General features: G+C 62.4%; 15 protein-coding genes and 1 rRNA gene. 7 read left to right on the forward strand and 9 right to left on the reverse strand.

Going from position 1 to position 18599, the window contains the following annotated elements:
• A 5S ribosomal RNA gene (rrf, locus tag QCBJ_RS13000) occupies window positions 1-112 on the forward strand; the annotation flags it as partial.
• 303 nt (window positions 113-415) lie between these two features.
• Window positions 416-2308 carry a penicillin-binding protein 2 gene (gene mrdA / locus QCBJ_RS13005; protein ID WP_102060965.1) on the forward strand — a complete coding sequence of 631 codons (1893 nt, stop codon included), beginning with the start codon at window positions 416-418 and terminating at the stop codon, window positions 2306-2308.
• 1 nt (window position 2309) lies between these two features.
• Here the strand turns inward: mrdA and QCBJ_RS13010 are convergent, their stop codons facing one another.
• Window positions 2310-2711, reverse strand: a complete 402-nt coding sequence (locus QCBJ_RS13010; protein ID WP_046036764.1) for a GFA family protein — start codon at window positions 2709-2711, stop codon at window positions 2310-2312.
• Between the two features lie 98 nt (window positions 2712-2809).
• Between QCBJ_RS13010 and QCBJ_RS13015 the strand changes: the two genes are divergently transcribed.
• The 5 genes from QCBJ_RS13015 to QCBJ_RS13035 all read left to right on the forward strand — a co-directional run bounded on the left by QCBJ_RS13015 (window position 2810) and on the right by QCBJ_RS13035 (window position 7799).
• The gene (locus tag QCBJ_RS13015) at window positions 2810-3277 is read left to right on the forward strand and encodes an SRPBCC family protein (protein ID WP_064052974.1); all 468 of its coding nucleotides are present in this window, start codon (window positions 2810-2812) and stop codon (window positions 3275-3277) included.
• 131 nt (window positions 3278-3408) lie between these two features.
• Window positions 3409-5766 (forward strand): DNA polymerase II, encoded by a 2358-nt coding sequence (locus QCBJ_RS13020; protein WP_102060966.1) that lies wholly within the window; start codon window positions 3409-3411, stop codon window positions 5764-5766.
• A 69-nt stretch (window positions 5767-5835) separates the two neighbouring features.
• Window positions 5836-6414: a GNAT family N-acetyltransferase gene (locus QCBJ_RS13025; RefSeq protein ID WP_012723313.1), complete on the forward strand. Its 579-nt coding sequence runs from the start codon at window positions 5836-5838 to the stop codon at window positions 6412-6414.
• A gap of 12 nt (window positions 6415-6426) precedes the next feature.
• A complete protein-coding gene (locus QCBJ_RS13030) occupies window positions 6427-7059 on the forward strand; it encodes a glutathione S-transferase N-terminal domain-containing protein (protein WP_012723314.1) in 633 nt (210 codons plus the stop codon).
• A 164-nt stretch (window positions 7060-7223) separates the two neighbouring features.
• Window positions 7224-7799 (forward strand): DUF4174 domain-containing protein, encoded by a 576-nt coding sequence (locus QCBJ_RS13035; protein ID WP_043205117.1) that lies wholly within the window; start codon window positions 7224-7226, stop codon window positions 7797-7799.
• Between the two features lie 59 nt (window positions 7800-7858).
• Here QCBJ_RS13035 and QCBJ_RS13040 read toward each other — a convergent pair whose 3' ends face one another.
• Genes QCBJ_RS13040 through QCBJ_RS13075 form a run of 8 tightly spaced genes read right to left on the reverse strand, consistent with a single transcriptional unit; the run spans window position 7859 to window position 18589 of the window.
• Window positions 7859-8908 carry an acyltransferase family protein gene (locus QCBJ_RS13040; RefSeq protein WP_046036738.1) on the reverse strand — a complete coding sequence of 350 codons (1050 nt, stop codon included), beginning with the start codon at window positions 8906-8908 and terminating at the stop codon, window positions 7859-7861.
• 22 nt (window positions 8909-8930) lie between these two features.
• Window positions 8931-10340 (reverse strand): lipid II flippase MurJ, encoded by a 1410-nt coding sequence (locus tag QCBJ_RS13045; RefSeq protein ID WP_093544931.1) that lies wholly within the window; start codon window positions 10338-10340, stop codon window positions 8931-8933.
• Window positions 10340-11767 (reverse strand): O-antigen ligase, encoded by a 1428-nt coding sequence (locus QCBJ_RS13050; protein ID WP_102061058.1) that lies wholly within the window; start codon window positions 11765-11767, stop codon window positions 10340-10342. The genes QCBJ_RS13045 and QCBJ_RS13050 overlap by 1 nt, the downstream gene beginning before the upstream one ends.
• 2 nt (window positions 11768-11769) lie before the next feature.
• Window positions 11770-12873 (reverse strand): glycosyltransferase family 1 protein, encoded by a 1104-nt coding sequence (locus QCBJ_RS13055; protein ID WP_102060967.1) that lies wholly within the window; start codon window positions 12871-12873, stop codon window positions 11770-11772.
• The gene (locus tag QCBJ_RS13060) at window positions 12864-14081 is read right to left on the reverse strand and encodes a glycosyltransferase family 4 protein (RefSeq protein ID WP_093544937.1); all 1218 of its coding nucleotides are present in this window, start codon (window positions 14079-14081) and stop codon (window positions 12864-12866) included. Before QCBJ_RS13060 ends, QCBJ_RS13055 begins: the two co-directional genes overlap by 10 nt.
• Window positions 14082-14089: 8 nt before the next feature.
• Window positions 14090-15418 (reverse strand): cellulase family glycosylhydrolase, encoded by a 1329-nt coding sequence (locus QCBJ_RS13065; protein WP_093544940.1) that lies wholly within the window; start codon window positions 15416-15418, stop codon window positions 14090-14092.
• Entirely contained in the window at window positions 15408-16598 is a 1191-nt protein-coding gene (locus QCBJ_RS13070) for a glycosyltransferase (RefSeq protein ID WP_012723322.1), read from the reverse strand. The genes QCBJ_RS13065 and QCBJ_RS13070 overlap by 11 nt, the downstream gene beginning before the upstream one ends.
• Window positions 16598-18589 (reverse strand): exopolysaccharide transport family protein, encoded by a 1992-nt coding sequence (locus QCBJ_RS13075; RefSeq protein ID WP_046036743.1) that lies wholly within the window; start codon window positions 18587-18589, stop codon window positions 16598-16600. Before QCBJ_RS13075 ends, QCBJ_RS13070 begins: the two co-directional genes overlap by 1 nt.
• Between the last annotated feature and the right edge of the window lie 10 nt (window positions 18590-18599).

The raw sequence follows: 18599 nt of genomic DNA on the forward strand, positions 1-18599 counted from the left end.
ACGACCATAGAGCATTGGAACCACCTGATCCCATCCCGAACTCAGAAGTGAAACGATGCATCGCCGATGGTAGTGTGGGGTTTCCCCATGTGAGAGTAGGTCATCGTCAAGATTAAATTCCAGAACCCCATTTGCGAAAGCAGATGGGGTTTTGTTTTGGGCGGTCGAAAAACGGGCGTGGCAATTCCACACTTCCTCTGTTGGCTTCAAGCAATCCGGCATCGTCTGTGAATACGGTATCTTCAAGAGCCCACGCCTACCCGTTACGGCCTACCAAATCATGCTCCAACCTGCCGTTGGGCAAATGGATACAAAGTGTTTCTGCATTTTTGGTATGGTGCAGCACATTTTCACAGGGATTGATCTTTCATCCGCAGGACGCGGCGTCGACCTTCTTCAACGAGATGCTGTAGAAATGCCTGAACCGATAACGATCAAGGATCACGAAAAAGAGAACCGCCTGGTCAACAAGCGCCTTCTCGCCTGCGCGTTGCTCGTGATTGGCATCACCTGTGCGCTGGTGGGGCGCATGTACTTCCTGCAGGTCGTACAGTTCGACTACCACTCCACGATTTCCGAGAACAACCGCGTCCACGTGCTGCCCATCACGCCGACGCGTGGGTTGATCTATGACCGTAATGGCGTCGTACTGGCCGATAACCGTCCCAGCTACAACTTGACCATCACCCGTGAGCGCACCACCGACCTCAAGGGCGAACTGGACGCCATTGTCAACTTGCTGCGTCTGCCCGCCGAAGACCGCGCTGTATTCGACAAGGCGCTGAAACAGGCGCGTCACCCTTTTGTGCCTGTGACATTGTTTTATGAACTCACCGAAGAGCAGATCGCGCTGCTGGCCGTAAACGAATTCCGTCTGCCTGGGGTAGACGTAGAACCGCAATTCGTTCGCCACTACCCCTTGGGCGCTCACTTTGCCCATTCGATCGGTTACGTAGGACGGATCAACGAGAAAGAATCCAAAGCCCTCGACTCGGTGGAGTACCGCGGTACCCAGTCCATCGGCAAGACCGGTATTGAGCGCTTCTACGAGTCCGAGCTGCATGGCCACGTAGGCTATGAGGAAGTCGAGACCAATGCCCAGGGCCGCGTACTTCGCGTGCTCAAGCACACCGACCCGATTCCCGGCAAAAACATCGTCCTGAGCCTCGACGTCCATCTCCAGGAAGCGGCAGAAGAAGCCCTGGGCGATCGCCGAGGTTCGGTGGTTGCCCTCGACCCGCAAACCGGTGAAGTACTGGCGATGGTCAGCAAGCCGAGCTTTGACCCGAACCTGTTCGTTACCGGTATCAGCTTCAAGGAATATGCTGCGCTGCATGACTCCATCGACCGACCGCTGTTCAACCGCGTTCTCAGAGGGCTCTATGCGCCTGGCTCGACCATCAAGCCGGAAGTCGCCATCGCCGGCCTGGACAGTGGCGTCGTCACCGCCCAAACCCGCGTGTTCGATCCCGGTTACTACCAACTGCCGGACTTTGACCACAAATACCGCAACTGGAACCACAGCGGTGACGGCTGGGTAGACATGGACGCGGCGATTATGCGCTCCAACGACACCTATTTTTACGACCTCGCCCACAAGCTCGGCATCGACCGCCTGCACGACTACTTGGCTGAGTTCGGCCTGGGTCAGAAAGTGTCGCTGGATATGTTCGAAGAGTCAGCTGGCTTGATGCCCTCCCAGGCATGGAAGCGTGCCACCCGCCGTCAACCCTGGTTCCCGGGTGAAACGGTGATCCTCGGCATCGGCCAGGGCTATATGCAGGTCACGCCGCTGCAATTGGCCCAAGCCACCGCGTTGATCGCCAACAAGGGCGTGTGGAATCGACCCCACCTGGCCAAGACCATTAATGGCGTGCCGCCGGTGGACGAAAATCCCATGCCCAACGTAGTCCTCAAGAACCCGCACGACTGGGAGCAGGTCAACCACGGCATGCAACTGGTGATGCACGATCCTCGCGGTATTGCCCGTGCCGCCGCACAAGGCGCGCAATACCGCATCGCTGGTAAGAGTGGTACGGCGCAAGTGGTGGCGATCAAACAGGGCGAGCGTTACAACCGTGAAAAGACCCTGGAACGACATCGTGATAACGCGTTGTTTGTCGGCTTCGCGCCAGCTGAACACCCGAAAATCGTGATTTCGGTAATGATCGAAAACGGCGAGGCCGGTGGTCGCGTTGCAGGACCGGTCGTGCGCCAGATCATGGATGCCTGGTTACTCGATCAGGAAGGCCACTTGAAACCGCAATATGCGACCCCGGCCAAAGCGCCTGGAGACCCAAAGGTTTAAATCAAACCGTCCACTCGTCCCATCGCTCTACGTCCTCATAGACAAGCCAGGGCACATCATGGGCTGTCCAGATGTGCGCGGTGGGCCTGGCGCCCGGATCATCATCCAGCGTCGCCACCCGCACGATGACGTGCGGTTGATGCCCACGCTCCGCCATCAGATGTGAGCCGCAGCGCGAGCAGAAATGCCTGAATTTACCCGGCGACGATTCAAAGGACGCCAACAGCTCCGCGCCCTGGGTCCAGCGAAAGTGCTCACGCATCACGCCGGCTGTCGCTACGAATGCCGCCGCATGCACCTTGCGGCAGCTGTTGCAGTGGCAGTGGCTGATGGGCATGTCGAGGCCGTCTACCTGGTAGCGCACGCCTTTGCAGAAGCAACTTCCATTCAATGGGTCAGTCATAACGTATTGCCGGTTCAAGGATGGGGTCATCATCATTGCTTACAACCTAAGGTTGCGCATTATTTGATGTCGCCTACTGTCAATGGAGGAGGTGACTTATGCACGTATTAGATCGCATAGAACGAAAAGTCCTGCTCAACGCGTCACGTAAAAAGGTGTGGGAAGCCCTCACCGATGCCGAGCAATTCGGCAGCTGGTTTGGTATCGCTCTAAAAGGCAAAACCTTCGTTGCTGGGCAAACCCTCGAGGCGCCTATCACTTATCCGGGGTACGAACACGTGATCTGGAAGGCCAAAATCGAACGCATCCTGCCGCAAACGCTGTTCTCTTTCTGGTGGCACCCCTTCGCGGTCGAGAAGGGCATCGACTACGACCAGGAAACCCCGACACTGGTGGAATTCACCATTGAAGACCGAGCGCCGGGCATTCTGCTGAGGGTGGTCGAATCGGGCTTTGACGCCGTGCCTCAGGCCCGTCGGCAAAAGGCCTTCAAGATGAACTCCCGTGGGTGGGACGAGCAGATGGGCAACATCGAAACCTACCTGAACCAGGCCCGCCAGGCCTGATCCCGATGGGCATCAGGGTTGATGCCCGTTTTTCCTGTCGAAGCCTCGCAACAAATTTACGAGATTAAGATCTGCGCACGCGGATGCCGAGTAGAATCACGCCCTGAAAGCGATTCCTGAGGTGCGGTACGGTGGATTTACAGCAGGGTTTTGTCCTGACCCGGCATTGGCGCGATACGCCGACGGGCACGGAGGTCAGTTTCTGGCTGGCCACCGACCAGGGCCCGAGGTTTATCCGCCTACCCGTGCAGACCTCCGTGATGTTCGTCCCCGAAGCCCATCGCAAGCCGCTGGATTGGCTGCTCAAGGGGGAGCGCGATATCGAATTGCGCCCGTTGCAGCTATGCGATTTCCACCACCGTCCCGTCCTGGGCTTGTATACGCGTCAGCATCGCCAGGCGATGGACGTGGAAAAGCGCCTGCGCGCCGCGGGTGTCGATGTCTACGAAGGCGACGTGCGCCCACCCGAGCGCTACATGATGGAGCGTTTCATCACGGCGCCCGTGTGGTTTGGCGGCACGCCCGATGCCAGCGGTGTGCTCTGCGACGCACAGATGAAGCCCGCGCCCGACTACCGCCCGCCGCTGAAACTGGTATCTCTCGACATCGAGACCACCGCCCAGGGCGATCTCTATTCGATTGCCCTCGAAGGCTGCGGCGAGCGCCAGGTGTACATGCTCGGCCCGCCGAACAAAACTGACGCGGTGGACTTCAAGCTCGACTACTGCGACACCCGCGCCCAATTGCTCGAGCGCCTCAACGAGTGGCTCGCCCAGCATGACCCCGACGCGATCATCGGCTGGAACGTGGTGCAATTCGACCTGCGCGTCCTCCACGAACACGCCCAGCGCCTCAACGTGCCGCTCATGCTCGGGCGTGGCGACGAGCCGATGGCCTGGCGCGAGCACGGCAGCCGCAACCATTACTTCGCCGCGGCCGCGGGGCGGCTGATCATTGATGGTATCGAAGCCCTGCGCTCGGCCACTTGGAGCTTCGAATCCTTCAGCCTGGAAAACGTCGCGCAAACCCTGCTGGGCGAGGGTAAGGACATCTCCACACCGTACCAGCGCATGGATGAGATCAACCGCATGTTCGCCGAGGACAAGCCCGCCCTGGCGCGCTACAACCTCAAGGATTGCGAACTGGTTACGCGCATTTTCGAGAAGACCGAACTGCTCAAATTCCTGCTGGAGCGCGCCAGCGTCACGGGATTGCCGGCCGACCGCAACGGTGGCTCCGTCGCCGCGTTCACCCATTTGTATATGCCGTTGATGCACCGCCGGGGCTTCGTCGCGCCGAACCTGGGCGACAAACCACCCCAGGCCAGCCCCGGCGGCTTTGTCATGGACTCACGCCCCGGTCTCTACGAGTCGGTGCTGGTGCTCGATTACAAAAGCCTCTACCCGTCGATCATCCGCAGCTTCCTGATCGACCCGGTCGGCCTGATCGAAGGCCTCAAGTACCCGGATGACAGCGACTCGGTGGAAGGCTTTCGTGGCGCACGTTTTTCCCGCACCCGGCACTGTTTGCCGGCCATCGTCGCGCGGGTTTCCGAGGGCCGTGAAGTGGCCAAGCGCGAACACAATGCACCGCTGTCCCAAGCCCTGAAAATCATCATGAACGCCTTCTACGGTGTACTCGGTTCCAGCGGGTGCCGCTTTTTCGACACCCGACTGGCCTCGTCGATCACGATGCGCGGCCACCAGATCATGCGTCAGACCCGCGAACTGGTCGAAGCTGAGGGCTACGAGGTGATCTACGGCGACACCGACTCCACCTTCGTCTGGCTCGGCAGCGCGCACTCCCAGGAGGAGGCCAGCCGCATCGGCCGAGGGTTGGTGCAGCACGTCAATGACTGGTGGCGCGAGCACTTGCACACCACATTCGGCCTGCAAAGCGCCTTGGAATTACAGTACGAAACCCACTTCACGCGCTTCCTCATGCCAACCATCCGTGGTGCGGAGGAGGGCAGCAAAAAGCGCTACGCCGGCCTGGTGGTTCGCAGCGATGGCAGCGAAGACATGGTCTACAAAGGCCTGGAAACCGTACGCAGCGACTGGTCGCCGCTGGCCCGCCGGTTCCAGCAGGAACTCTACCAGCGCATCTTCCATCGCCAGCCCCATCAAGACTACATACGCGACTACGTACGCCGCACCTTGAGCGGCGAGTTCGATGAGTTGCTGATCTACCGCAAACGCCTGCGCCGCCGGCTGGATGATTACGAACGCAACGTGCCGCCCCATGTGCGCGCTGCGCGCCTGGCCGATGAGTACAACGACCGCTTGAACCGGCCGCGCCAATACCAGCGCGGTGGCTGGATCAGCTACGTGATCAGCGTTAACGGCCCGGAACCGTTGGAAGTGCGCCAGGCGCCCATCGACTACGACCACTACGTCACCCGGCAATTACAGCCGGTGGCCGATGCGATCCTGCCGTTCGTGAATGACGATTTCAGCACCCTGGTCGGTGGGCAAATGGGCCTGTTTTAAAACGCTTGCCTCGTTTGTGTGAGTGCCTGCACTCTTGGGCACTGACGACCCAAACACGGCGCCGCTTCCATGACCCAGATCACACTGACCGGCACCACGGTCGAACTCCTGCCCCTGCAAAGGGCACACAAGGCCGCCTTGCTCGAGGCCGCCGCCGATGGCGAACTGTGGAACCTCAAGGTCACCCACGTACCGGGCCCGGACACCGTCGATCAATACATCGACACCGCCTTGGCGGGCCGCGACGCTGGCACCATGATCCCCTTCACCCTGGTGCGCCGCGATACCGGCCACGTGGTCGGCAGCACGCGGTTCTGGAAGGTCGACCGGGTCAATCGCAAGCTGGAAATCGGCCATACCTGGCTGGCGCTGTCCGCGCAGAAAAGCGGCATCAATACTGAAGCCAAGCTGCTGTTGCTGACCTACGCTTTCGACGTGCTCGACTGCGTGCGCGTGCAATTCACCACAGACGAACTCAACGAAAAATCCCGCGCGGCGATTCTGCGGCTCGGTGCCGTGCAGGAAGGCATCGTGCGCCACGAACGCATCATGCCCGACGGCCGCAAGCGCAACTCGGTGCGCTTCAGCATCATCGATTCGGAATGGCCGCAGGTGAAAGCCAACGTGCAGGCCAAACTGCAACGCTAGGAGGAAAAGCCCATGTACACGCTTTATGGCATCGACGAGTCCGGCTCCTGCATGATCGAAATCGCCCTGCAGCGCTGTGCGGTGCCATGGCGACGGGTAGATGCAGCCTCTTGGGCCGACGGCGAGGGCAGCGACGAACTGGCCCGCATCAACCCGCTCAAACAAGTGCCCACCCTGGTCACCCCCGACGGCCAGGTGCTGTCGGAAAGCGCCGCGATCCTGATCCACCTGGGCCTGGAGTTTCCCGCTTCTAACCTACTGGCGGGCAACCGCGCGCAGATCATTCGCGGCCTGGTGTACATCGCTGCCAATTGCTATTCGGCGATAGGCATCATCGACTACCCGCAACGCTGGCTGGGCGACGTCAATGAAACGGTGCAGGCGCAACTGGTCACCGGCACCCGGCGCTACCTGCACCAGGCCTGGGTGGTGTTCGCCGATCAGTTTGCCGACCAGTTGTTTGCCGCCAACAACGCGCCCAATGCGCTGGGCTTGATGGCGGCTGCAGTGTCGCGCTGGGACGAGGCGCGGGAGGCGTTGAATGGCCTGGCGCCGGGCTTTGCCCAGACACTCGCGCAAGTGGATGCCGACCCCCTCGTAGCGCCCGTATTTGCTCGGCATTGGCCGGAATGGAAGGTCTCATAATGTTTCCGCAATCAGTGGAAACAATGACAGCCACATCCACCAAACCCTTGCGTAGCGGGCGTCCTGACCTACGCTTTCTTAAAGTGGTGTAGGAATCATCCTTGAATTTGACTGTCGCAGACATGAAACTCAAGAACCCTGCATGGAATTTAAAGGAGGTGCGCATGCTCATCCGGTCGCTGACCCTGGCTACCTTGATGGCTTTTACGGGGCCGCTGTTGGCTGCTGATGATATCAACCCGCTCAAGCAGGACTTGGGCAAAGCCCGGCCGCTGGTGGTGGTGGAGCTTGATGCCGGCAACGACACCTTGGCGACCCTCAAGAAACAGTTGGACGAGCCTGCGACCAAGCAGTCCTTTGAAGAACGCAGCATGGTGTTCTACACCGTGAAGTTCGGCAGCATCGGTGCCGAAGGCGAGAAGTTCGCCAAGGACCCCAAGGACAACAAAAAGCTCACGCCGCCAGAAACCAACGCGCTGATACGCGCCCTCAAGCTGGGTGCGGGCAGCGGCACCAAGGTGATCCTGGTGGGCAAGGACGGCGAGAAGAAACTCGAGAAGACCGTGCCACCGGATACCCTCGACCTGAAGGAATTTTTCAGCGCTATCGACCAGATGCCGATGGCTGAAAAAGAAGCCGCCGCCGCCGCGGAACCTGAACCTGCAGCACCGCCGCCAGCCAAGGGCGCCAAGCCTGCCAAGCACGGCAGCAAGCCAGCCCCTCAGCCCCTCGACGACTGAAATACAAATCTCCAGGTGGGAGCTGCGGCGCCGCTCCCACAGTTGGATCTGCTGCGTCCTTAAGTCGGTGCCTTTTCCCCAACCGCCTTACGCACCGGAAACGGAAAGTAGAAAAACCGCAGGAACGCCACCCGCTTGATCACTTCCCCGATCAACAACGGCACCACCACCGCCACCACAAAACCGATGCAGGCCGCGATAAGCGCGGGCAGCCCCAGACGCTCCATCAGGTCGAAGGTCTTGTGTTGGATTTCGCCGTGGAAGATCAGCAGGATCAGCGTCGACTGGCCGATGTAGGTCATCCCGCGCGTGATCAGCGCCGACACCATCAGCACCCGCGCCAGCGCCCAGCACGCGTACACCCCAATCACCGCCATCAGGCTGGTCCACAGCCAGTGATCGTAGCGACGCTGCGCCAGGTCCATGGTGTCACCTCGGTAGAGGAACACGGCGGCAAACAGCACGACCGACACCAACAGGGTCAGCAGTGAACCCGCATGGGTGCGCAGCCAGTCCCGCAGCAGATAGCCGTAGATGAAACAGGTGCTGCTGATCAGGGTGATATCCAGGCTGAACGGTAGGCCCGGCAGTACCCAAGTGCTGCCGCCCAGGGTCACCGGCCGTTGCCAGAACCACGGCAGCGTCCAGATGCCGATCAGCAAGGGCACCAGCATTACCAGGCAACGCACGGCCAGCGGCAGACGCTGGATCAGTCGGAGCACGACCCAACTGAACAGGATCGCCACCCAGAAGTGTGGCAAAAACCACAGCGCCTGCCACGGGATGGTGTCCACCGAGGCATACAGCACGCCGCCGATATCCGGCAGCAGCGGCTGGCCACGCAGGATACTGCGCACGGTCACATAGGTGAGCATGGTGAAGAAAAACGGCTTGAGCAGGCCGTCAGCCTTGCGCACGGCCATCTCCACAAAGGGTTGTTCAGGCTTGAAGAACACCCCGGACAAAAAGAAGAACAACGGCAAGATGAACGACGCCAGTATCGGATACAGCACGTCCGGCGAGGTGGCGACGAACCAGCTGTGTGCATACACGATCACCAGGATGCCGATGCCTTTGGCGATATCCATTTGAATCCAGCGATGTTTCATCTGAGTCGTCCCGATCGATCGTTCATGCCTTGCGCCACGGCTTCAGCCACAGCCCCATCCCGAGCAACACCACGGCGCCGGCCAGGGTGCTCAGCCCCAATTGCAGCCACACGCCCTCAATCCGAAACAGCGCCAACGCCGCCGCGCCCATCAGCACGCCACTTAGCAACCATTGCCGCGCCCAGGGCAGGGCACCCAGCAAGCCCTGGCGTTGCATCAACAGCAACGCGGTGCAGAGCACTCCCGCCAGGGCCGCCAACGGAATGCCCGCCAGCCCGAATACAAACGGCAATACCCCCAGCAACAGCACATTGACCAGGCTGCCGAGCAGCTCGCACCGCAGTGGTTGGCGCGTGTCACCGGCGGCGTAGGCATAACGTGCGAGCAGTGCGTTCCAGGCGCCGAATACCAGCGGCACGGCAAACCAGGCCAGCAGCAGCGGCAACGGTGAGTCCAGCGATTGCGCGGGCAGCAGCAACGCCACCAGGCTCGGGGCCGCCGCCACCAGGCCGACGCCGGCGGGCAGGGTCAGCACGCTGGCGGTCTCCAGGCCACGCTTGAGCAGGGCCAGGCGCTCATCGCCCTGGCGGCGGCTCATCATGCCCAGCAGGACCTGGTTGAGGCTCATCAGCGCAATCAGCGGCAGGTTCATCAACTTGCGCGCCAGGTTGACCCAGGTCACCGCGCCTTCGCCCAGTAACGACGCCACCAGCCGTTCGATCAACGCCAATCCTTGGCTGGCACCATTGCTCAATAACAAGGGACCGATGCGTTGGCCCAATTCCCGCAGCGGCGCCAACGACAGCTGCCCATGCCACGGCCGCCAGCCCTGGCGCCACATCGATGGCAACAGCGCCAACGGCATCAACAGGCTGCCCGCCAGACAGGCCAGCGCCAGCGAATGCGGTTGGGTGGCGGTGCCGGCCAGTGCGAGGTAGGTCACCGGCGGCAGGTTGAACAACAATGAGCCCAAGCCTGCCAGCACAAAACGTTCGCTGGCCTGCAAAGGAATGCTGAACAGCGCATGCAGCATCAGCCCCGGCACGCACCAGGCGACAATCTGCAAGTTATTGCTGGCGAGCGCCGTGGCACTGGCCGCCAAGCCCGGCCCGAGCAATTGCACCAGCCACGGCGCCAACAGTGTCAGCAGCAGGCTGGTGACCAGCGCGATCAGCAGCAACGCCGGGAACAACACCGCCAACCAGCCTAGTCGCTCGTCGTCCTTGCGCGCCAGGTACAGCGGCAGCGCAGCGGCGCTCAGCACGCCACCGGCCAACGACATGCGCAGCGCCTCCGGTAAAAACAGGGCGATCAGGAACGCATCGCTGCGTTCTCCTGCGCCCCAGGCCGCCACCAGCAGCCATTCACGGGCAAAGCCCAGGCACAGGCCGAGCAGCGTCGCCAGCGTCAGCCAGACGGCGGAGCCCAGCATCAGGGCTGCGCGCCATCAAGCACGGATTCGCGAACGGCCACGCTTTTCACCTGCGGCAGGCGCGCCGGAAACAGTCGCCGCGCCTCCAGCACATTGATCCCGACCATCAGCCAGAACAGCGCAACCATCACCACCGCAAAGCTGAAGTAATGGTCGAACAGACCGCTGACCAGCGCCGAGAGAATCCCGGCGGTGGTGCCCAGCCACAGTGCATTGTCCTTGGTCAGGCGGATCGGGCCGCTGTCCGGGCGCGCTTCACGCCACCAGCGTACCGTCACCGCCACAAAGAACAGCATGCCGACGATGCCGGTCTTGTAGATGAAGTTCAGCCACAGGTTGGAGATGCCCAACAAGTCGGTGCCCGGCACCGGCGGGTCGACCTTGAAACCGATGCCGAACGGATACGCCAACACCGCCTGCGGGAACATGCGGTATTCGTCGAAACGCACTTCGGTACTGGCGTTGCTCGAAGAAAAAATCGTCGCCAGGCGTTCCTGCAACGGCGGATACGCGATCACCAGCGCCACCGTCAGCGCCGCGCCGATCATCAGCAAACGCCCGGTGTACGGCACCCGGCGCGTGGCCATCCACAGCAGCACCAGCGCCAGGCTGACCATCGCGCCACGGCTACTGGCCAGCAGCAACGCCGCCGCACCGAGGCAGGCCACGCTCAGGCCCAATGCGCGTTTCCAGCCTTGCTCGGTCATGCCGAAGCAAAAGGCCAGGGGCAGCAGCAACGCCATGATCCCGCCGATGGCATTCGGGTGCATCCACGGTGAGCCCATGCGCGAAGACATGGCCTCCAGGCCGAATTTCAGCATGTCGAAGTTGCCGTAATTGAACAGCGCCAGGATCGGCGCAATACCGGCCCCGGAGCGCGTGCGCACAAACACCGCGATCGACAGCACCAGCATCGCCAGGCTGCCCAGCAGCAAGGCGATCACCAGGGATTCGCGGTGCTTGTGGTCCACCAGCAATTTGGCGCAGAGGAACACCGACGAGAGGCTCAGCAGCCAGCGCAACCAATTGGCCACGCCGCTGGTGTCGGCGTGGATGGTGACCTGGCCGACGATAAACGGGAACACGCTGAACAGCATCAGCCACAACAGCATCTGGTCGGTGGGTCGGCGGGTGAGGCTCGGTGGGTCGGGCAGGCGTGTCAGCAAGTTGTGCCACAGCACCGCGCCCCAGGTCAGTGCCAGGATGGCTTCGCTGACGGTGCTGCGAATGCCCAGGTTGACGGTGGAGTACGGCATGAACGTGGCGACCAGGGCAAACAGCAACAGGCCCCAGAACGGAAAGCGCAGGATGGTCACTGCCCCGGCCAGGCCGATCACGGCGAGGAACGCCTTGGCCGGTGACAGCAGCAGGGCGAGGGCGCCAAACAGCAGCCCAAAGAGGATCGCGACGAGACTGGGCAGGTTCACGTTCACGTCAGCTCCTTGATCAGTTCGGCCAGGCGCCGTTGATAAGCGTGATGGTTGAAGCGTTCCGCCCATTGCCGGCGTTGCTCGGGCGATGCTTCATCGGCCTGTTCGCTCAGGCTGACCATCAACTGCGTCAACGCCGGGCCATCGGTGGGCGAAAAACGCGGTGCCGACGGTGGCGTGATCTCATCCAGCGACGTGCCGCTGGCCACTGCCACCGGGGTGCCGACGCTCAGGGCTTCGATCACCGGCAGGCCAAAGCCTTCGGCGTACGACGGTTGCCACAGGCGCGAGGCCCGGCGGTACAGCGCGTGCAGTTCGGCATCCGACACGCCACTCAGCGCGCGAATGCCCGGCAGTGCGCGCTGCGCTTCAGGCAGATGGTCGAGGCTGCCCACCAGCACCAACTCCGGCACGGCGGGGGACTGACGCCGCGCCTGTTGCCAGGCCTCCACCAGGAACGGCACGTTCTTGCGCAGCTCGCGGGTGCCCACCAGCAACCAATAGCGCTCGGGCAATTGCCGTGCGCTGAGGTCCGCTGCCAGTGCGGAAAAACCATCGACCTGGTTGGGCAGCACGCGAATCTTGCCGGCTGCCTTGGGGAACAACCGCGCGGTTTCATCGGCGCTGTACTGCGACGGCGTCCACACCCGGTCGGCGCTGTGCACCGCGTAGGCAATCGACAGGCGATCGCTGGTCTTGTAGATCAGCGCCTTCAAGCGGTTGGCGTGGTAGTTGTTCAGGGTGATCTGGAACAGGTCGTGCAACAGCACCACGGTGCGCAGCCCCTTCGGCTTGGGCGGCAAGGGCAGGCCCATGTTGAAGGTGCTGATGTACAGATCGATATGCTGCTCACGCAAGGCACGCGGTAGAAAACCGGCCTCGAAACGCAGGCGATTCTGCGGCTGGTGCATGGCGGTCTTGGCACAGCCCCAGGCCGGGCAGTGGGCCTGCAAGCGGGTTTCATCGCCCAGGGGCGCCACGGTAAACCGCTCAAGCTCAATGCCCGGCAGGCTGTGCAGGGCGCTTTCCAGCGCGTACACCTGGCGGCTGATGCCCGATTGCGGCGAGGTGCCGACGGTGCGGTAATCCAGGCCTACACGCATGCGGGCTCCTTTTGATTTTGCGGTGAAAGGGCGGCGTACACCGTTTCCAGTTGGCTGGCGGCGACGCTCCAGTCATGGGCGCGACGCACATAGGCGCGGCCGGCTTCGCCCATGGGCGCGGCGGCGTCGGGAAATTGCAGCAGGCGCACCACGGCATCCGCCAGCTTGGCGGCGGTTTGGCCGCCGAGGTAGTCCAGGCCTTCCACCAGGTCCAGCCCCGATACACCTTGCTCGGTACTCGCCAGCGGCAAGCCGGCCGCCAGCGCTTCGAGCACCTTGAGCTTGGAACCGCCGCCATGGCGCAACGGCGCCAGAAACACCGAGGAACTCGATTGCAGGCTCAGCAGGTTGGGCACAAACCCCTGCCACTCAATGCGCGGGTCCTGCCAGCGCTCCCGCCAGGTGTCGGGCATGCCGAAGCCGCACACGCTCATGCGCGCGTCCGGGCAACGCTCCCAGACCTTGGGCAGGATCTCGTCCAGGGCCCACTCGATGGCGTCCACGTTGGGGGCGTATTCATAATTGCCGAGGAACAGCACGCGGCGTGCCGACGGGTCAGGGCGGGCGGCAGCGAAGTGGTCGCAGTCCACGCCATTGACCACCACCGACACCGGTTTGCCGGCGATCTTTGCCAGGGTCTGTGCATCGCTGTCGGTCACTGCCACCACCTGCGTGGCCTGGCGCATCACGCGACGTTCCCAGCGGGTGTAGCGCCATTGATCGTAGCGAATGAACGGCAGCGACCAACCCGGCAAGCGGTCGTAGGTGGCGGCGCCAAGGGCTGATTCAACGTTGTGTTCCGTCAGCACAAAGGGTTGGGATTTACGCGCCAGCGCCGCTTCGTACGGCTGGAAGCTGTAGCTGTGCTCGATCTGCACCACGTCCCAGCGCTCACCCAGCAACCAATTGAAAGTGTCCTGCAATTCACCCGACAGCCCATTCACGCTGGCCAGCAGCGGGTAGGGCGCGAACAGCCCGGCCAGCAGCGTTGTGGCGCTGCGCAGCGGGCGGCGCGGCAGGATGATCAGTTGTTCGAGAAACGCTTCCAGCACCTTGCGGTCGGTGAGTGACACCGGGTGTTTGTCCTGCAGCAGTAGGGTGATCTGGTGCCCACGTGCGGCCAGGCTGCGCAGCAGATGGAACTGGCGCGTCTTGCCGCCGCTGGTGGCGGGCCAGGGTGAGTAGGGCAAAATCCACAGAATGCGCATGGCAGGCCTCACTCCCATAACAGAATTTGCAGGTTCGACTTGACCGGTACGGTCAGGCCATTGGTACCGCTCACCGGCGTTTGTGTGCCGCGCAGCGGGTCGTACAGGGTGGCGCTGGCCAGGCCCGGCAAGTGCGCGCTGCCACCCTGGGCTGACCAGAAAAACCACAGCTTGCGGCCGTCGGCGCGGGTCCAGCCGATGCTGAACAGGCCGTCCGGCAGCTGGTCGGCGACCGGCGGATCGCCCGGCGTGAGCTTCGGTCCGCTGACGTCGAGGAAATTCTTCAATGCGGTGTAGACGGGCTTGGGGTTAGTGTCGATATCCAACAAGCCATAGGACTGATCACGGATGCTGGCGCGCTGGTCCAGGTCGCTCAAGGTGAACAGGAAGATCTTGTCGTAATCCATCGCACTCATCAGCGCCAGGCGGCGAACCACGTAGTCGGCCTGTGCCTGGGGCGTGATGATGTCCTGGGCGTCTTTGGGCCCCTTGTAGGTTGACCAGCCCCACTCGGTGCTCCACAGGGTATTCACGCCGCCGTTGCGCAGGGCCTGGTTGAGCTGGGTGGTCTTGGCGATGAAGTCCAGGTTGGCCGGGTCGTTGCCTTCGGGCAATTGGGTGTAGGGGTGATAGGACACCACCGTATTCAGGCTGGCCACGCCCAGCGCGCCCAACGCGTCGAACATGGTCTGGCCATTGGGCATTTCGCTGAAGAATGCCATGCCGGCGGCCACCACGGGTTTGTTCGGGTTTACCACCCGCAACGCTTGGGTGGTGGCGGTGAGCAGTTTGGCGTAACCCGCCGGGTCTGCCGCCGGGCGCCAGAAGCCCAGCAGGTTCGGTTCGTTCCAGACTTGCCAGGCATCGACGCTGGGGTAGCGCTGGGACAGCAACGCCATGCGGTTGGCGAACACGTTGGGGTCTTTCGGTGGGTACTGGTCCGGGTACATCGACAGCGGCGGGGCACTGGTGATAAAACGCGCCGAACCGACCAGGTAAAACACCGACTTGATCTGGTTCTGTTGCAGCTTGCCTACCAGTTCATCGAGGGTCGCGAGCTTGTATTGATTCTGCGCAGTCTCCAGCTGATCCCAGTGCAAATCCAGGCGTACCCACTCCAGGCCCAGAGCCTTGAGACGGTCGATCTGCTTCTGGTAGCGCTCGGGGCTGAACCACAAGAACTGCGCGTTCACCCCCAGGAAATCCTTCCACACCACCTCCTTGCTGCCCTTGAGCACATGGCTTTCGGCGTCCGCCTGGCGACCCCACAAAAATGCGCTGAGACCCAGGGCCGCGACCACCGCGAAGGTGGCAAGGTAGGTGCGTTTACGTGCCATAGGTCGACCCTGCAATGGCTTCTTCGAAGAGCTGCTTGAATTTCTGCGCCGTCAACGGCCAAAGACGTTCGCGGCCAATCTCCCCGGCGCGTTCGGCCCAGTCCCTGGCCAATAGCGGCGTGCGTGCCAGGCGTAACAGTTGTTCGCTGAGCGCGGCCACATCACCTTCGGGGTAGATCGCACCGTTGCCGCTGGCGACTTCCTCGGCGAACGCGCGCGCATCGGAGGTGATCGCGCCGCGCCCGCAGGCGGTGGCCCAGGACAACGCGCCGCTGGTGCCGCGCTGGCGCCCCAGCAGGCCGAGTTTTTTCGATTCGCGATACGGCAGCACCATCACATGGTGCGCCTGGATGGTCTGGGCAATTTCATCGGCGGGCAGGTTCAGCCGCCAGTCGATGCAACCGGTCAGGCCCAGCGCGGCGATCTGCGCGGTCAACTGCTCCAGGTAGTTACCGCCCGCGCCAAACGCCATTTCCGCGGCGGTGCCACCGGCCAGGGTCAGGCGCACGCGGTCGCGCAATTCGGGGGCTTGCTTGAACACATCCGCCAGGGCCTGCACCAGGTCTTCGATGCCTTTGCCACGGTAGATAAACCCAAAGTACAGCAGGTGCAGCGTGTCGAGCGACGGCAACGGTGCCGGTGGAACGGCGAGGTTGGCGTGGTTGATCACCGCCACTTTGCCGGCAGGCAATTGCATGCGCTGGCTCAGGCAGTCGGCGCCCAGGCGGGTGAGGGTCACCAGCCGGGTCAGGCCCTTGGCAACCTGGCGTTCTTCGCGCAAGGTCAGCGGGTCGGCCAGCACCACGGCGGCCTGGGGCAACGGGCTGGGCAGGCGCTCCAGCAGGTTCAGCGGAAACGGCAGGTGCTCACGCCGCCACACCATGCGCTCCGGGTCATGCACGGTGGCCGTCAATGGCAATCGGGGGTACGCCTTGCGCAGTTCACGCAAGGCCAGGAATTCCCCCAGCCGCCCACCGCCCAGTTCGGCGTGCACGAGGTCGACGGCTTGCCAGTCGAACGCGCGGATGGCTGGCTGGATCGCCTCGGAGTTGCCCGCCACACCGGCCAACGGCGTCAGCACCGTCACACCAAGGTGTTCCAAGGCCGTGCGGAAATGGTTCGCGTAGTCGGCGATCCCGTTTTTCTCCGGCGGCAAGGGTGCGAGCAGGGCGATCCGCATCAGAACGCCCCCCGGTATTTACCGATGGTCTGCAGCACCTTGCTCGGCACTTCGAACTTGCGCCGATTGATGATGATGCCGTCCACCTTGCCGAACGCGGTGTTGAGGATCGACAGCGCATGCTCGACCACCGGCACGGTACTTTTGCGCGCTTCCACCACCAGCCCGATCAGGTCGGCGCGGCGCAGCGCGATAAACGCTTCGCGGTTGTCCAGCAGGGCCGAGGCGTCCAGCAGCACTACTTCACCCGGCGCCGCGGGCTCCAACCCGCCGACGCGCACATTGACGCCATTCTCACGCAGCAGCTGGCGCAATTGCTCGACCACAAAGGTCACCCCTTCGCCGTGGCGTGCCGACGTCAGCCCCAGCACCAGGCCCTCTTCGGCGATGCGGTCGGGCTGCAGCAAACTGTACAGCCGGTAGATGCTCGCATTGAACGCGTTGGCGCTTTGCGCGGTGGTGGTGTCCAGCTCCGGCAGGGTGGTCCACAGCGGCAGGCCGAATTTGCGTTCCACCAGGCCACCGTCGTGAATGCGCTGGTCGAGCAGGTAGCACAGGTAGATCACCAGCAAGCCGACGACGATGGCAAACGGGATCGCCAGGAACAGCATCACCAGGGTTTTCGGGAAGATCCGGCCCGGGTTCAGGGTGGCTTCTTCGATCACGGCGATGTTGCTGATCTGGCTGTTGTCCAGCTCGCGGTCGATGCGCGATTTTTCCAGGTTGTCCACGTACAGTGCGTAGTTGCGCTCGGTGGTGTTCAGCTCGCGGGAGAGGCGCGCCAGTTCGGGTTCGATTTCCAGGGCTTGCTTGCGTTGTTCTTCGAGGTTCAACAGTTGTTTTTGCTGTTGGACCAACTGGGTACGCAGCGCCTGGTTGTTGCTGGTTTCGTCCAGCAGCACGCGCTGCAGGTGGATTTCCAGGGTGTTCGGCGCGCGGTTCTCCGAGGCTTGCACCGTGTTGCTCTCATTGGCGACCTGAACCTGCATCGCACGGATCGAGGCATCGAGGGCTTTGACCGGCGGCGCGTTGTCGGTGTAGGTGCGCATCATGTCGGCCTTTTCCAGCAGCTTCTGGTTAAGCAGGCGACGCAAATCCTGCTGCTGCGGGTTCAGTGCGATCTGGCGCACCGTGGTGACTTCCTTGGGCTGGCCCTTGAGCTGGCTGCGCGTGCTCTGGATGGCGCTGTCGGACGAAGCGATCAGTCGCGTGGTGTTGAAGGTCTCGCCGCGCAGCACGTTGATGCGCTCGGACAGGTCTTCCAAACGGTCGGTGATGCTGGCGGCGCCGATCTCATTCAGGTGGATGAGGATCTGCTGCTTGTAGCTCTTGATCTCAGTGGCGCTGTTGGCCGCCTGGCCTTCGTAGAAGGCGTACAGGCTCTTGCGGCCCAGGGCCTGGGTGCGTTCGTTGATGTAGGTTTCGACCCAATCCTTGACCACCGCCTGGGCGATCTCCGGGTCGCCCCACTTGAAGCTGATGTCCATCACCGTGGAACCGGCGGCGTGGCTCACCTCAAAGTTCTTTTCCAGGCCGGCGGCCAGGCGTTCCACCGGGGTGGTTTTCTCAACCACACCGACGGTTTCCAGCACCACGCGGATGCCGTCGAACACCGCCCCCACGCCGCTCTTGACGTAGTATTTGGTGCGCTTCCAGAAGCCTTCCGGCGGCGGCGCGTTGTCGATCACTTCCAGGTAATGTTCAGCCACGGCGCGCACGATGGGGCGACCGGTGAGCAAACGCTCCTCGTCGACAATCGGGTCACGCTGGGTGCTGGGCATCACCAGCGCCTGGCGGTTGCTGATCTCGATCGGCAGGGTCGAATCACGCCCCGGTTTCACCAACAGCCGCGCAGTGGATTCGTACTTGGCCGGCAGCAGGAACGCCCCCAGCAGGATGATCACCAGCGCGGCAATCGCCGCCAGTTTGAACTCGTGCCGGAAGATGAAGAACAAGCGCAGAAGATCACGAAAAGAACGGATCTCGATCATTGGGATGTCG

Origin of the sequence: Pseudomonas sp. QC2 (assembly GCF_002859085.1) — a bacterium.
Classification (GTDB): domain Bacteria; phylum Pseudomonadota; class Gammaproteobacteria; order Pseudomonadales; family Pseudomonadaceae; genus Aquipseudomonas; species Aquipseudomonas petroselini.